Origin of the sequence: Pseudoxanthomonas mexicana, assembly GCF_001556105.1 — a bacterium.
Taxonomy (GTDB): domain Bacteria; phylum Pseudomonadota; class Gammaproteobacteria; order Xanthomonadales; family Xanthomonadaceae; genus Pseudoxanthomonas_A; species Pseudoxanthomonas_A mexicana_A.
In genome coordinates, this window is sequence record NZ_LSIF01000018.1 from 37,654 (window position 1) to 52,910 (window position 15,257).

A 15,257-nucleotide genomic window follows, 5' to 3' on the forward strand; every position below is an offset into this window, starting at 1 on the left:
GCCGCGGGGCGCGCAGGATGCCGCAGGGCAGGACGAACGGGGGTGCGACAGATGGTCGCCCCATTCCGTGACATGAGGGCGGCTAGAATTCCCGGCAGACAACCCGGAGCTGCATCGCCATGCCGGACATGACCGTCGTCGAACTGTCCCGTCTGCAATTCGCGCTGACGGCGATGTACCACTTCCTGTTCGTCCCGCTGACGCTGGGGCTGTCCTTCATGATCGCGATCATGGAGAGCGTCTACGTCATGACCGGGCGCGACATCTGGCGCCGCATGACGATGTTCTGGGGCACGCTGTTCGGCATCAACTTCGCGATGGGCGTGGCCACCGGCATCGTCATGGAGTTCCAGTTCGGCATGAACTGGTCCTACTACAGTCACTACGTGGGCGACATCTTCGGCGCGCCGCTGGCCATCGAGGGCCTGATGGCGTTCTTCCTCGAGGCCACGTTCATCGGCCTGTTCTTCTTCGGCTGGGACAAGCTGAGCCGGGTCCAGCACCTGATGGTGACGTGGCTGGTGGCGCTGGGGACCAATTTCTCGGCGCTGTGGATCCTGATCGCCAACGGCTGGATGCAGTACCCGGTCGGGGCCGAGTTCAATCCCGCCACGATGCGCATGGAAGTCACCGACTTCGCGGCGGTGCTGTTCAACCCGGTGGCGCAGGCCAAGTTCGTGCATACCGTCAGCGCGGGTTACCTGCTGGGCGCCGTCTTCGTGATGTCGATCAGCGCGTTCTACCTGCTGCGCGGGCGGCATGCGGACCTTGCGAAGCGCTCGATGGCGGTCGCGGCCAGCTTCGGCCTGGCCGCCGCACTGTCGGTGGTGGTGCTGGGCGACGAGAGCGGTTACGTCGCGGGCGAGAACCAGAAGATGAAGCTCGCCGCGATCGAGGCGATGTGGGAAACCGAGCCGGCACCGGCGGGTTTCACCGCCTTTGCCATCCCCGACCAGCAGGCCCGCGCCAACCGCTACGTCGTGCAGGTCCCGTGGGTGATGGGGCTGATCGGCACGCGTTCGTTCAACACCGAAATCCCGGGCATCGGCGAACTGGTCGAGCGCGCGGACGGGCGTATCCGCAATGGGCAGCTGGCCTACGCGGCGTTGCAGCAACTGCGCGCCAACCGCGAGGACGTGCAGGCCAAGGCGGTGTTCGACCAGCACTGGCGCGACATGGGCTATGCGCTGCTGCTGAAGCGCTACCGCGAAGACATCCTCAACGCCTCCGAGCAGGAGATCGCACGCGCCGCCGCCGACACGATCCCGCGCGTGGCGCCGCTGTTCTGGAGCTTCCGGCTGATGGCGGGCGTCGGCTTCTACTTCATCGCCTTCTTCGCGCTGGCGTTCTGGCTGGCGACGGTGCAGAAGCTGGACCGCTACCGCTGGTTCCTGAAGCTCGCGCTCTACAGCCTGCCCTTGCCGTGGCTGGCGATCGAGGCCGGCTGGCTGATCGCCGAGTACGGCAGGCAACCGTGGGCGATCGACGGCGTGCTGCCGACCTTCATGGCGGCATCGGGATTGAAGCTGCACCAGGTCGTCATCTCGCTGACCGGCTTCGTGCTCGTGTACACGACGCTGGCCGTCATCGACGTGTACCTGCTGCGCAAGGTGATCCTGAAGGGGCCGGACGACGTGCCTGGTGGCGAACACCGGGCCGACCGCGATGGCGTGCCGCTGGCACCCGCCTCCACGACCGCGGCCTGACAGGAGGACGACATGGATACGATTCCCCTCGACTACGCAACCCTGCGCCTGATCTGGTGGCTGCTGCTGGGCATCCTGCTGATCGGCTTCGCGGTGATGGACGGGTTCGACCTGGGCATCGGCACGCTGCTGCCCGCCGTGGCGCGCACCGACGCCGAACGCCGGCTGGTGCTCAACGTCGTCGGGCCGGTATGGGAAGGCAACCAGGTCTGGCTGATCCTCGGCGGCGGCGCGATCTTCGCCGCATTCCCGGCGCTGTACGCGGTCAGTTTCTCGGGGTTCTACCTGGCGATGTTCCTGATCCTGTTCGCGCTGATCCTGCGGCCGGTCGGGTTCAAGTTCCGCAGCAAGGTGGAAGATCCGCGCTGGCGCGCGGCGTGGGACGCGGCGTTGTTCGTCGGCGGCTTCGTGCCGGCGCTGGTGTTCGGGGTGGCGATGGGCAACGTGCTGCTGGGCGTGCCGTTCCAGTTCGACGACACCCTGCGCATCCACTACGCCGGTGGCTTCTTCGCCCTGCTGTCGCCGTTCGCCGTGCTGTGCGGGCTGGTCAGCGTGGCGATGCTGGTCGCGCACGGCGCCAGCATGCTGGTGATCAAGACCGACGGCCCGGTGGCGGAGCGGGCGCGACGCTTCGGCATGTGGTCGGCGCTGGCGACGGCGGTGCTGTTCGTCCTCGCCGGCGTCTGGGTGGCCGTGGGCGTGGACGGCTACGCGGTGGTGGGTGCGCCCGTCACCGACGCGGCCTCCAATCCGCTGTTCAAGCAGGTCGCGAGCGTGCGTGGCGGCTGGATGGCGAACTACCAGGCCATGCCGTGGACCTGGATCTTTCCCGTGCTCGGCGTGGCCGGCGCACTCGCGGCCGCGGCGATGCTGCGCAGCGGGCGCGGCATGGCGGCCTTCCTGGCGTCCGCGCTGGCCATCGCCAGCATCATCCTGACCGAAGGACTGGCGGTGTTCCCGTTCCTGCTGCCGTCGTCCACCCACCCCGCGTCGAGCCTGACGCTGTGGGATGCGTCGTCCAGCCACCTGACGCTGTTCGTGATGCTGGTGGCCACGTGCGTCTTCCTGCCGCTGATCCTGCTGTACACCGCGTGGGTGTACCGCGTGCTGCGCGGCAAGGTCAGTCTGGAAAGCATGGAACAGAACCACAACGCGTATTGAGGAGCACGACCATGTGGTACTTCAGCTGGATCCTGGGCGCCGGGCTGGCGGCGAGCTTCGCCATCCTCAACGGCATGTGGTACGAGATGCGCGAGGGCGACCGCGAGGCGGCCGGACGAGACCCGTAGCGATCGCCGTCGCTGCCGTGCGCCAACGAGGGCCCCGGTGCGCGCCGGGGCTTTTCGTTGCCGGGCCGGCACTGTGCCGCACGCCGTCCTGCGCGTAGGCTTGGCCGGCGCCGTCCGTGGCGGCGCGACCACCGACGGGAACGCCATGCCGGACACCGCCAGCCTCCTTCCCCTGGAACGCGCACGCGCGCTGCCTGCCCGCTACTACAGCGGCGAGGCGACGCTGGCGATGGAGCAGGCGGCGGTGTTCCAGCGCAGCTGGCAGCTGGTCGCCCACCAGGGACAACTGGCGGAGCCCGGTGACCACATCGTCGAACACGTCGGCGGCGTGCCGGTGCTGGTGGTGCGCGGACAGGACGGCGTGCTGCGCGCGTTCCCCAACGTATGCCGGCATCGTGCGGGACCGCTGGCGCTGTGCAACGGCAAGGGCGCACGTGCGCTGCACTGCAAGTACCACGGCTGGAGCTATGCGCTGGACGGCCAGTTGCGCAGTGCGCCGGAGATGCAGGGCGCCGCCGATTTCGACGTCAAGGACATCCGCCTGCCGCCGCTGCGCGTGCGCGCCTGGCAGGGGCTGGTGTTCGTCGCCGTGCATGAGGATGCGCCGGGGTTCGATGACGTTTACGGCGGTATCGCCGAGCGCATCGCGCCGATCGACCTGGCCGCGATGCGCTTCCACCGCCGCGACCACTACGACATCGCGTGCAACTGGAAGGTCTACGTGGACAACTTCCTCGAAGGCTACCACCTACCGCACGTGCATCCCGGGCTGTCGAAGGTGCTCGACTACCGCGCCTACGACACCGAACTGTTCCCCTGGCATTCGCTGCAGCATTCGCCGCTGCGCGACAGTGGCGATCTGTATGGCGATGGCGACGCGTTCTACTACTTCGTCTATCCGAACGTGATGCTCAACATCATGCCCGGTCGCCTGCAGACCAACCGCATCCTGCCGCTGGGCCCGGAGCGCTGCCGGGTGGAATTCGACTACTACTACGCACAGGACCACGCGGCACAGGCACGCATCGCCAACGACCAGGCCTTCAGCGACGAGGTGCAGGACGAGGACATCCGCATCTGCGAGGCGGTGCAGCGTGGGCTGGTATCGGGCTTCTACGAGGCGGGGCGGCTGTGTCCGAAGCGCGAAAGCGGCGTGTGGCATTTCCACAACCTGCTGAGGGCTGTGTATTGAAGCCGGCCGCATCGTCGCGCGACGGCCGGAAGATCGGCTTCTGGACCTGCACCGCGCTGGTGGTGGGCAACACGATCGGTATGGGCATCTTCGTGCTGCCCGCCTCGATGGCGCCGCTCGGCTACAACGCGCTGCTGGGCTGGGGCATCACCGTGCTCGGCTGCCTCGCGCTGGCGCGTGTGCTCGCGCGATTGGCGCGCCTGCTGCCCGGCGCGGACGGGCCCTACGGCTACGTGCGGCATACGTTGGGCGACCTGCCGGCGTATGCGGTGCTGTGGTCGTACTGGGTGTCGAACTGGATCACCCTCGCTGCGCTGGCCACCGGCGTGGTCGGTTACGCCGCGGCGATCTTTCCGCCGCTGGCGCGTGTGCCGCCGGCGCTGCTGTCCCTGTGCGCGCTGTGGGGTTTCGTCGCCATCAACCTGTTCGGCGTGCGCAGTGGCGGACGCGTGCAGGTGGCAACGACGGTGATGAAGCTGCTGCCGATGCTGGCCGTGGCGGGCCTGGGTGCGTGGATGCTGCTGCGGTCGCCGGCATCGTTCGCGGCGCATCCGCCGGCGAAACCGATCAGTCTGGGCGATGCGATGGCGGCCTCCACGCTGGCGCTGTTCGCGATGCTGGGCCTGGAGTCGGCGACGATCCCCGCCGCGAAGGTCGCCGATCCGGGGCGCACCATCCCGCGCGCGACGATGACCGGGACTGCGATTACCGCCGGCATCTATCTGGTGGTATCCGCCGTGCCGCTGCTGTTGCTGCCGCATGCCGAACTCGCCCAGTCCAGCGCGCCGTTCGCGCTGGTGATGGAGCGTTTCGGCGGCGAAGGCACCGGCCGCTGGATCGCCTTGTTCGTCGTCGTCAGTGGCCTGGGCGCCTTGAACGGATGGACGCTGCTGAGCGGCGAGATGATGCGCACGATGGCCGAGAACGGCACGATGCCGAAGGCGCTCGCGCGGACCAACGCCTTCGGCGCGCCTACCGGGGCTTTGGTACTGACGGCCTTGCTGGCCAGCGCGATGGTGCTGATGAACTACAGCGAATCCGCGGTGGCGGGCTTCACCTTCCTCAGCACCGTGGTCACCGCGGCCAACCTGCCGCTGTACCTCGGGTGCTCGCTCGCGCTCGGCATGCTCTGGTGGCGCGGGCAGCGCGATGCGGGACGCGACCTGCTGGTCGCCGCCGCCATCGGCGCGGCCTACACGGTGTTCGCGTTCATCGGCATGGGCGCGCAGCCGTTCTGGCTGGCGCTGGCGCTGATGATCGCCGGCTTGCCGCTGTATTTCTTCCTGCGCCGTCGCCACGGCAGTGCGGTGCCGCGTGCGTGATCCACGTTATGACGTCCTGTTCGAACCGGTCCGCATCGGGCCGGTGACCACGAAGAACCGGTTTTTCCAGGTCCCGCACTGCAACGGCATGGGCCACGCGATGCCGCTGGCGCACGCGGCGATGCGCGAGGTGAAGGCCGAGGGGGGCTGGGGCGTGGTGTCGACGGAAGAGTGCGAGATCCATCCCAGCAGCGACCTGACGCCGTACGTCGAGGCGCGGCTGTGGGACGACCGCGACATCCCCGCGCTCGCGCTGATGTGCGACAAGGTGCACGCGCATGGCGCGCTCGCCGCGCTGGAGCTGTCGCACAACGGGCCGACCGCGTCCAACCTCTATTCGCGGGAAGTGCTGCTGGCACCGTCGCACCAGCCGTCCAAGTACGGCTATCCGGCGCAGGCGCGCGCGATGGACCTGCACGACATCGCCGAATACCGCCGCTGGCACCGCGAGGCGGCGGTGCGCGGCATGAAGGCGGGCATGGACATCGTCTACGTCTACGCCGCGCACGACCTGTCGCTGGCGATGCACTTCCTGCAGCGTCGCCGCAACCAGCGCACGGATGCCTATGGCGGGTCACTCGAGAATCGCGTGCGCCTGTTGCGCGAGGTGCTGCAGGACACGCGCGAGGCCGTCGGCCATCGCTGCGCCGTCGCGCTTCGCTTCGCCACCGAGGAGCTGCTGGGGCCGGGCGGGGTGGAACTGGCGGAGGCGCAGGACATCGTGGGGATGCTGGCCGAACTGCCCGACCTGTGGGACGTCAATGTCGCGGCCTGGTACAACGACTCGGTGCCGTCGCGCTTCGCCCGCGAAGGCGCGCAGGAGCCCTTCATCGACTTCGTCCGCAAGGCGACGACGAAACCTGTCGTCGGCGTGGGCCGCTTCACCTCGCCCGATACGATGGTGTCGCAGATCCGCCGCGGCGTGATCGACCTGATCGGTGCAGCGCGGCCGTCGATCGCCGATCCCTACCTGCCACGCAAGATCGAGGAAGGCCGCGTCGACGACATCCGCGAATGCATTGGCTGCAACATCTGCGTCTCGGGCGACATGACCATCTCGCCGATCCGCTGCACGCAGAACCCCAGCATGGGCGAGGAGTGGCGCAAGGGCTGGCATCCGGAGCGGATTGCGCCGAAGAAGAGCGAGGCGCGCGTGCTGGTCGTCGGGGGCGGACCCGCCGGGCTGGAAGCGGCACGTGCGCTGGGCCAGCGCGGTTACGAAGTCCATCTGGCCGAGGCACGACGCGAACTGGGCGGACGGGTAACCCGCGAAGCACGCCTGCCGGGCCTGGCCGAATGGGCGCGCGTGCGCGACTGGCGGCTGGGACAGATCAGCAAGCGGGCAAACGTCAGTACCTATCTCGACTCCGCGCTGACCGCACAGGACGTGCTCGACTTCGGCGCCGACCATGTCGTCATCGCCACCGGCTGCCACTGGCGGCGCGACGGGTTCGGCCGCACGCATGGGATGGGCATCGCGGACTTCGCCGGCAACGCACGCGTGTTCACGCCGGACGACCTGATGGACGGGCGCTGGCCCGAAGGCCGCGTGGTGGTCTACGACGACGATTACTTCTACACCGCCAGTGTGCTCGCCGAAGCACTGCGCCTGCGCGGCTGCGAGGTCACGTACCTCACGCCGGACGACACCATCGCCTCATGGAGCGCGAACACGTTGGACTACCGCCATATCCAATGGCGCATGGCCGAACTCGGCGTCACTCAGCGGGTGTCGCACATGGTGACCGGCTACACCGGCACCACGCTGGCGCTGGAACAGGTCTGGAATGGTGCGGCGACCGCACTCGATTGCGATGCCGTCGTGCTGGTCACCTCGCGCCTGCCGGACGATGCGCTGTACCAGGCGCTGAAGGCGCGTGAGCCCGAGTGGGCCGATGCCGGCGTACGCAACGTGGCCTGTATCGGCGACGCACTGGCGCCGGGACTGATCGTGCATGCGGTCTACGCCGGGCATCGCTACGCGCAGGAACTGGATGCGCCACGCACCGGCGCCGTGCCGTTCAAGCGCCACTTCCACCACGATGTGCCGATGGCGGAATGAGTCAGGCGAGTGCGCGGTAACGGAAGTCGCTGAACTCCACCGCGCCCGCGCCGGCGCTGTACAACGCAAGGCGCAGGCTGAGGAAGCCACCGAACACGTTGTGGTGCAGGCCAGACACTTCCATCCGCGTATCCAGCCGCGTCCAAGTGCGGCCGTCGTCGTGCGAGTGATGCCAGGTCACCACATGATGGTCGTAGGTCAGGCGCAGGCGCACCCGTCGCGTCGGCAGTGCCTGCCGCGCCCAGGTCTGTTCCTCCGCGTACTGGAACACGCGCAGCCCGTCCGCGGTGAAGCCGAGGCCGACGAAGGCCTTCGGGTTGTAGAACAGCAGCAGCCCGCCTTCGCCACCATCGACCAGCGTCAGCGTGACGTCGGCCTGGTAGGCACGGTCGCCGACGATGCAGGCCAGTGGGCTGCCATCCGCGGGCGAGGTGCCGGCACCGGCGAGGCGCAGCGAGCGCGTGCCGTAACGCACGCGGCGCATCTCGTCGGAGCGCGGCGCGTGGAACGCCCACTGCGTGCCAAGCCGGTCGACCGAGAAGTCGTCCGACAGCGCAACGCCGGCGACGCCCACCCTGCCACCGCGAGGCCGTGGCAACGGTGCCGACAGGTCGCCGCCACGCGCGCGGAACCAGCCATCGTCGGTCCATTCGATCGGCTCGAGAAGCGTCTGCCGGCCGAGCGTGCGATAGCCGTTCTCGTAGCCGTGGTAGACCATCCACCCGTCGCCGGCGGGACCTTCGACCAGCGTCGCATGGCCACGCGACCACCAGGGTTCGGCATCGCGCTGCGTGCGTACCAGTGGATTGTGCGGGCAGTGTTCCCAGGGTCCGTGGATCGAGCGCGAACGCGCAGCGATCACCATGTGGCCGGTCACGGGGCCAGCGGTACCGCCGACCGCGGTGATCAGGTAGAACCAGTCGCCACGCCGCGTCAGCTTCGGGCCTTCCGGCGCGAAGTTCTCGGTGATCCAGTCATCCGGATAGCGCCACGGACGGTAGGCGTGTTCCAGCGTGCCGTCGGTCGCCAGGCCGTCGTCGGTCAGGCGCACCTTGCGTATGCCGTTGACGAACAGGTAGCGCTTGCCGTCTTCGCCGACCGCATGGCCGGGATCGATGCACCCGTCGATCTTCAGATCGACCGGCGCACTCCATGGCCCGCGGATATCGTCGGCCCAGATCGCGTGGATCTTCCATGCGCCACCCGGCGCCAGCGTCGGCAGGTAGATGAAGTAACGGTCGCCGTGCCGGCACAGGTCGACCGCCCACACGGTGCCGACGTTCGTGTGCAGCGCGGGACCGAGTGGCGTCCAGTTGACCAGGTCGGTGGAATGCCAGATCACCAGCCCGGGATAGGCGTCGAACGACGAGAACGTCATGTAGTAGTCGTCGCCGTCCTTGAGGATCGTGGGATCGGGGCGATCGCCGGCGACGATGGGATTGAGATAGGTGCCGTCACCGCGGTCGGCCTTGCGTTGGCCTTCGACGCCGGTGGCGTGTGCCGGCGATGCGGGCGGGCACGCAGTGGTCGCCGCCGCGCGCGACGACAGCGGCCAGGTGACCAGGCCGGCGAGTCCGGCCTTGAACAGTGCGCGTCGCGATGTGCCGGACATGGAGGCTCCCGTGATGCCGTGGTCAGCGGCGGACCGCGTAAGGTCCGAAGGTGTTGCCGATGAAGCCGCCCGCCGTCTCCACGCTCAGCAGGCTGGCGTCCAGGCCGGTGGCGACGGTCTTCCATTCGCCGGATGCCAGAGCGTACTGCGCGTCCAGTCGCGGACCGTCGAGGCGCAAGCGCAGCGATACGGGTCCATGTTGCTCGTCCAGCGGGATGCGCGCCAGCCGGTCGCCTGTCTTCGCGCCTTCGCGGCTGCTGCGCCGGTACAGCGACACGGCCAGTCCCTGCGCATCGCGCTCGACACCGAGCACGTAGTGGCCGTACTCGTTCTGCAGCAACGCGAGTCCTGCCAGTTCGCCAAGGGCAGGATCGAATGAAGCAAGCGTGGTTTCCAGCGTCGCCTTGTGGTGCTGCAGGCGATGCGCGAGGTAGGACGGCTGCCCCGGTGCAGTACCGAACGCGCCCAGCGGCATCGTGCCCGGCGTGACCGTCAAGCCGGCCTTGCCGGTCGTGTACCAGGTCGTCTGCGGCGGATGCAGCGTCATCCACGACAGCGGCAATGACGGCGCATCGAAACGTTCGGTCCACGCCATCGGCCCGCTGGTCGGCAAGGGCTGCGGGTTGCGGGGCAGGTCGGGACGTTGCGCGACCATCGGCACGCGCTCGCCGCGCGGGAGGATCACCGGCCAGCCGTCCTTCCACGTCACCGGCAGCAGGAAGGTTTCGCGGCCCAGGTTGTACTGGTTGCCGCGGTACGGACGCGTGGCCAGGAACACCGCCCACCACGTGCCGTCCTTGAGCTTCACGAACTGCGCATGGCCGGTGGACGTCACCGGATCGGGGCGCGTCGGATCGAGATCGCGTTGCGTCAGTGACGGATTGGAGGGCGATGGCTGGTAGGGGCCGGCGAGTGTGCGGCTGCGCCACACCATCTGCGCGTGCTGTTCGCCGGTGCCGCCCTCGGCGGCGGTCAGGTAATACCAGCCGTCGTGCTTGAAGACGTGCGGACCCTCGACGTGTTCCGGATTCGTCGCCGGATCCGCACCGCCGTCCACCAGCAGGATGCGCCGGCCGATCTTCTCGCGCGTGCCGAAATCGAAGCGCTGCAGCCAGATCGCGCGATGGCCGTCGTAACGGAGTTTTCCGTCGGGCACGTCGTTGTGCACCACCCAGGCGCTGCCGTCGTCATCGAAGAAAAGCGACGGATCGATGCCGCTGATGCCGAGCCAGACCGGGTCCGACCATGGACCCGCCGGGTTCTTCGCGGTGACGACGAAGTTGCCGCGGTCGCAGTAGAAGCAGGTGTTGGCGATGTAGAACGTGCCGTCGTGGTGCGCGAGCGTGGCGGCGAACAGGCCGCGCGTCAGCTCTTCCTTCTCACCGTAGTTGATCTGGCCGGGCCGATGGATCGCATTGCCGACCTGCGTCCACGAGACCAGGTCGGTGCTGTGGAAGACCGGCAGGCCGGGAAAATAGCCGAACGTCGAGGTGACCAGGTAGAAGTCGTCGCCGACGCGGATCGCCGACGGATCCGGATAGAAGCCGGCGACGACAGGGTTGCGGTACTGCGCGGGCGTGGCGGACGGACCACCATCGTCGCCGGCATAACGCACCTCGCGGAACACCGCATCGCCGGCCCACGCCGTGCCCATCGACAGCATCATCACCAGCGCAGCTGCGCATCGCGTCATCATCGGATCGTCCTCAGGTCGTGGCGGCACTCGCGCGTCGCGCCCACAGTGCATGCAGGCCGCGCGCGGCCAGGTCTTCGGGGTGGCGCTGCACGCCAACACCCAGCGTCGTCAGCGCATGGGCGTACGACGCCAGCAGGCGGTCGTTGCCGATCAGGTGCACCTGTGCCGGCCGTGGCGCGTGCGAGAACAGGCCCGATGCGCGCAGTTCATGTCCGATCAGCAGCCCGGAGAGATACGACGGCAGCGCGGGCTCGGCGAACTGCTGGAACAGGCCGGTGGTGCGGACACCGAACAGGTGGTGCAGCAGGCCGCCGCGATCGTCGCTGCGCTTGAGGCCGGCATCGAACGCATACCCGTCGAAGCGCACGTCGCCGGCCGGCATCAGCCGTCCGAGGATGCTGTGCTGGCGCAGCAGCGCATACAATTCGCCGGTCATCGCGGTGGCGATGCGGAGGACCTGGCCGTCGCGCACGGTGACCCATTTGCTGTGGGTGCCGGGCAGGCAGACCAGGTGGGTGCCGGCGGTGAGCACGTCGAGCAGCGTGGCCAGCTGCGTTTCCTCGCCGCGCATCACGTCGGGCACGCGGTCGGAATCGCTGTCGCGCAGTCCCGGCACCAGCCAGAGCGCGCGTTCGTCGAAACCCGGTGGCTGGAAGCGCTGCATGCCGAGCGCGAGCGCGTGGTTGCCGGCGGGGCAGGGCAGGTAGGGCATCTCGTGCCAGCCACCGCGTCCGCCCACCATGCCGCACAGGAGGATGTCGACGTCGTCCCAGCCGGCGATCTCGCGCGCCAGCACCTCGCCGAAGCGGCCATCGCAGGTCAGCACGCCCTGGTCGCTGCGACGGCGCTCGCGTACCTGGCCGTCGTCGGCCAGGAGGTACAGGCGCAGGCTGCTGGTGCCCCAGTCGACCGCGATCATGGCAAGCGCACCCGGTCTTCCGCACGGGCGAGCGCTCGTCCGGTGCCATGCGCGAACACGCCGCCGGCCAGCGGCTGGTCCGCCAGCGCGGCGGTATCCAGGGCGACGCGCGCGCTGGTGATGTAGAGCGTGTCGCCCGCCAGCACGCAGCACGACGGCTGTGCCGCCGGTGTGCGCACGATGCGGTCGACACGGCCGTCGGGCAGGTAACGCACCACGCGGCCCGCCCCCCATTGCGCATTCCACAGCGCGCCTTCGTCGTCGATGACCGACCCGTCGGGCTCCGCGCCGGGCATGTCCAGTTCGACGAACACGCCGATGTCCGACACCGTTGCGGTCGCTGTGTCGTAGCGGCAGCGCAGGATGCGCGGCGCCACCGAATCGCAGAAGTACATCGTGGTCCCGGCCGCATCGAAGCAGATCGAGTTCGGTATCGCCGCGCGCGGCAACGCCAGTTCGCGCAGGCCATGCGCCGCGGTGTACTGGTGGAAGCGGCCCGCGGGCCGCAGGTCCGCATGTTCGCTCTTGGTGCCGAAGACGAAGCCGCCATGGCGGTCGGCGCGACCGTCGTTGACGCGGGTCATCGGCTCGTCCGCCTCGACGTCGGCAAGCGTCGTCGTCAGCAGGTCGCGCCTGCCCAGCTGCGCTTCGACATCGCTCGCATGCAGCGCCTTGGCCAGGCCGAGCAGCAGGCGCCCGTCCTCGGCCAGCGCCAGGCAGCCGAGCGGCGCCGGCAACGACCACGTATGCGTGTGGCCGCTGGCCGGATCGTGGCGCCACAGTTCCTTGGCGAGGATGTCGGTCCAGTACAGCACGCGCCGACGCTCGCACCACAGGATGCCTTCGCCCAGCGCGCAGCGGCTGTCGACGGTCAGGGTCGCCAGCGCCGCGGTCACCGGCTCACCACTCGGCCACGCTGCCATCGGCATGCCGCCACAGCGGGTTGCGCCAGCGCGGCGGCTGCCGGTTCGCGTCGACCAGGCGCGCCTCGTCGATCTCCACGCCCAGGCCGGGCTTCGGCAGCGCGGCGATGCTGCCGGTGGCGTCGCAGCGGAAATCGTCCTGGTTGATGACGTAGTCCAGCAGGTCGGCGCCTTCGTTGTAATGGATGCCGATGCTCTGCTCCTGCAGCATCGCGTTGTGGGCGACGAAGTCCACCTGCAGGCAGGCGGCCAGCGCCACCGGGCCGAGCGGACAATGCGGTGCCAGTGCCACGTCGTGGGCTTCGGCCATCGCGGCGATCTTCACGCACTCGGTGATGCCGCCTGCATGCGACAGGTCGGGTTGCAGGATCGCCAGGCCGCCGGCCGCGAGCACCGGTCTGAACTCGGCGCGCGAGTACATGCGCTCGCCCGCGGCGAGCGGGATCGAGGTCGCATCGGACAGCGGCCGGTAGTACTCCCACTGCTCCGGCAGCACCGGCTCCTCGACGAACAGCGGCTTGAACGGTGCCAGTTCGCGCAGCAGCACGCGCGCCATCGGTGCGCTGACGCGGCCGTGGAAGTCGATGCCGAAATCGACGCGGTCGCCCATCGCCTCGCGGATCGCGGCGACCTTGGCCACGGCGGCATCGATCGCGCGCGGGCTGTCGATCAGCTTCAGCTCCTCGGTACCGTTGAACTTGAACGTGTCGAAGCCCTGTGCCTGGTAGCGCTGCATCTGCGCGACGATGTCGGCGGGGCGGTCGCCACCGACCCAGCGGTAGGTCTTCATGCGGTCGCGGACGAGCCCGCCGAGCAACTGGTACACCGGCACGCCGAGGGCCTTGCCCTTGATGTCCCACAGCGCCTGGTCGATGCCGGCGATGGCGCTCATCAGGATCGCGCCGCCGCGGTAGAAGCCGCCGCGGTACAGCACCTGCCACAGGTCGTTGATGCGCGCCGGATCCTGGCCGACGAGATAGTCGCCGAGTTCGTGCACCGCGGCTTCCACCGCGTGCGCGCGCCCCTCGATGACCGGCTCGCCCCAGCCGCTGATGCCCTCGTCGGTGTCCACCTTGAGGAACAGCCAGCGCGGTGCCGCGTGGTACGTGGTGAGGCGGACGATCTTCATGCGGCGTGGTCCAGGTAGGCCTGGCGGAAGCGGCGCGCGTGCTCGCGCGTGCGCTCGACCGGCTGGCCTGGCGTGTAAAGTTCGCCGCCGATGCCGGCGCCCTGACAGCCGGCTGAGAGGTAGCCGGAGAGGGTGTCGGGCGTGACGCCACCGACGGCGAAGAGGGGAACCGGTGGCAGCACGCTGCGCAGGGCGCGCACCATCGCCGGTCCGTAGACGGAAGCGGGGAACAGCTTGAGCATCTGCGCGCCCGCCTCGAGCGCATCGAACGCCTCGCTGGCGGTGGCGACGCCGGCGGCGACGTGCAGGCCGCGGTCGACGGCATGCCGGATCACCGGTGGTCGCGTGTTCGGCGTGACCATCAGGCGGCCACCGGCGGCGACCAGCGCGTCGACGTCGGCGGTCGTCAGCACCGTGCCTGCGCCGATCAGCGCGCGGTCGCCGAACGCATCCGTCGCGACGCGCACGCTGCGCGTCCATGCCGGCGAGTTGGCCGGGATCTCGATGGCGTCATAGCCCTCGTCCACCAGCGCGCCGACGTGCGCATGCGCCTCGTCGGGCGTGATGCCGCGCAGGATCGCGATCAGCGGCAGGGTGAAGGGGAGGGTGGGCGCGTGCATGCGGTCAGTCGTGGTAGACCTGCGAGCGACCGCCATCGATGGTGATGTCGGTGGCGTTGATGAAGCGCGCTTCGTCGCTGGACAGGAACAGCGCGGTGCAGGCGACTTCCTCCGGCGTACCGATGCGCTGCGGCGGCAGCAGCGCCGTCTGCTTCTCGCGCGTCCCGGGTTCGCGTTCGAACCATGCTTCGATGCGCGGCACCAGGATCAGGCCGGGCGAAATCGAATTCACCCGGATGCCGTGCGCGGCGTATTCGATGCCGAGCGAGCGGGTCAGCCCGATCAGCCCGTGCTTCGCGACCGGATACGGGAAGCAGCCGGCGATGATCTTGTGGCCGTGCACCGAGGCGATGTTGACGATGGAGCCCGCGCCCTGCGCCAGCATCGCCGGCAGCACCGCGCGGCACAGGTGCCACGCGCCCGTGAGATTCAGCGCCAGGCAGCGCTCCCAGTCGTCGTCCGACAGCGACAGCGGGTCGGAGAACACGTCGGCACCGGCATTGTTGACGAGCACGTCGATGCGCCCATGGCGCTCGCGTGCGGCATGGACGGCTGCGTCGACGGCGGCGGCATCGGTGATGTCGGCGAGATGGTGGACCACGCCGTCATCGGCGGCGGGTGCGGGCTGGCGATCAAGGCCGACGACCGTGGCGCCTTCGCGTGCGAACAGGCGCGCAGTCGCCGCACCGATGCCGCTGGCCGCACCGGTGACGAGGGCGACCTTGCCGGACAGACGCCCGTCGCGCAGTGATGTCGCCATGGCGCCTCATTCCTGGCCGGATCCCTT

Annotated in this window: 13 protein-coding genes; 6 read left to right on the top strand and 7 right to left on the bottom strand. The window is 69.0% G+C overall.

Annotation, left to right across the window (positions count from 1 at the left end):
- The first annotated feature begins 119 nt into the window (after nucleotides 1–119).
- The 6 genes from AX730_RS02300 to AX730_RS02320 all read left to right on the top strand — a co-directional run bounded on the left by AX730_RS02300 (nucleotide 120) and on the right by AX730_RS02320 (nucleotide 7,571).
- Nucleotides 120–1,706, top strand: a complete 1,587-nt coding sequence (locus AX730_RS02300) for a cytochrome ubiquinol oxidase subunit I (protein ID WP_062351341.1) — start codon at nucleotides 120–122, stop codon at nucleotides 1,704–1,706.
- Nucleotides 1,707–1,718: 12 nt separating this feature from the next.
- On the top strand, nucleotides 1,719–2,867 hold the full coding sequence (cydB, locus tag AX730_RS02305; RefSeq protein ID WP_062351344.1) for a cytochrome d ubiquinol oxidase subunit II: 1,149 nt from the start codon (nucleotides 1,719–1,721) through the stop codon (nucleotides 2,865–2,867).
- 11 nt (nucleotides 2,868–2,878) lie between these two features.
- On the top strand, nucleotides 2,879–2,995 hold the full coding sequence (gene cydX / locus AX730_RS18295) for a cytochrome bd-I oxidase subunit CydX (protein ID WP_083537658.1): 117 nt from the start codon (nucleotides 2,879–2,881) through the stop codon (nucleotides 2,993–2,995).
- A 145-nt stretch (nucleotides 2,996–3,140) separates the two neighbouring features.
- Nucleotides 3,141–4,187 (top strand): aromatic ring-hydroxylating oxygenase subunit alpha, encoded by a 1,047-nt coding sequence (locus tag AX730_RS02310; protein WP_062351436.1) that lies wholly within the window; start codon nucleotides 3,141–3,143, stop codon nucleotides 4,185–4,187.
- Nucleotides 4,184–5,509 carry an APC family permease gene (locus AX730_RS02315; RefSeq protein ID WP_062351347.1) on the top strand — a complete coding sequence of 442 codons (1,326 nt, stop codon included), beginning with the start codon at nucleotides 4,184–4,186 and terminating at the stop codon, nucleotides 5,507–5,509. Before AX730_RS02310 ends, AX730_RS02315 begins: the two co-directional genes overlap by 4 nt.
- Nucleotides 5,502–7,571, top strand: a complete 2,070-nt coding sequence (locus tag AX730_RS02320) for an oxidoreductase (RefSeq protein WP_062351434.1) — start codon at nucleotides 5,502–5,504, stop codon at nucleotides 7,569–7,571. The genes AX730_RS02315 and AX730_RS02320 overlap by 8 nt, the downstream gene beginning before the upstream one ends.
- Nucleotide 7,572: 1 nt before the next feature.
- Here AX730_RS02320 and AX730_RS02325 read toward each other — a convergent pair whose 3' ends face one another.
- From AX730_RS02325 to AX730_RS02355, 7 genes are read right to left on the bottom strand one after another with little or no spacing between them, the layout of a single operon-like run.
- The gene (locus tag AX730_RS02325; protein ID WP_062351350.1) at nucleotides 7,573–9,183 is read right to left on the bottom strand and encodes a family 43 glycosylhydrolase; all 1,611 of its coding nucleotides are present in this window, start codon (nucleotides 9,181–9,183) and stop codon (nucleotides 7,573–7,575) included.
- A 22-nt stretch (nucleotides 9,184–9,205) separates the two neighbouring features.
- On the bottom strand, nucleotides 9,206–10,879 hold the full coding sequence (locus AX730_RS02330) for a glycoside hydrolase family 43 protein (protein WP_157074058.1): 1,674 nt from the start codon (nucleotides 10,877–10,879) through the stop codon (nucleotides 9,206–9,208).
- Nucleotides 10,880–10,889: 10 nt separating this feature from the next.
- Nucleotides 10,890–11,798 (bottom strand): 2-dehydro-3-deoxygalactonokinase, encoded by a 909-nt coding sequence (locus tag AX730_RS02335; protein ID WP_062351352.1) that lies wholly within the window; start codon nucleotides 11,796–11,798, stop codon nucleotides 10,890–10,892.
- Complete coding sequence (locus tag AX730_RS02340) at nucleotides 11,795–12,721, bottom strand: SMP-30/gluconolactonase/LRE family protein (RefSeq protein ID WP_062351355.1); 927 nt, start codon at nucleotides 12,719–12,721, stop codon at nucleotides 11,795–11,797. The genes AX730_RS02335 and AX730_RS02340 overlap by 4 nt, the downstream gene beginning before the upstream one ends.
- A complete protein-coding gene (gene dgoD / locus AX730_RS02345) occupies nucleotides 12,699–13,850 on the bottom strand; it encodes a galactonate dehydratase (RefSeq protein ID WP_062351358.1) in 1,152 nt (383 codons plus the stop codon). The genes AX730_RS02340 and dgoD overlap by 23 nt, the downstream gene beginning before the upstream one ends.
- Nucleotides 13,847–14,470: a 2-dehydro-3-deoxy-6-phosphogalactonate aldolase gene (locus AX730_RS02350; protein ID WP_062351361.1), complete on the bottom strand. Its 624-nt coding sequence runs from the start codon at nucleotides 14,468–14,470 to the stop codon at nucleotides 13,847–13,849. The genes dgoD and AX730_RS02350 overlap by 4 nt, the downstream gene beginning before the upstream one ends.
- 4 nt (nucleotides 14,471–14,474) lie before the next feature.
- Nucleotides 14,475–15,230 carry an SDR family oxidoreductase gene (locus AX730_RS02355; protein WP_062351364.1) on the bottom strand — a complete coding sequence of 252 codons (756 nt, stop codon included), beginning with the start codon at nucleotides 15,228–15,230 and terminating at the stop codon, nucleotides 14,475–14,477.
- Nucleotides 15,231–15,257: the final 27 nt, after the last annotated feature.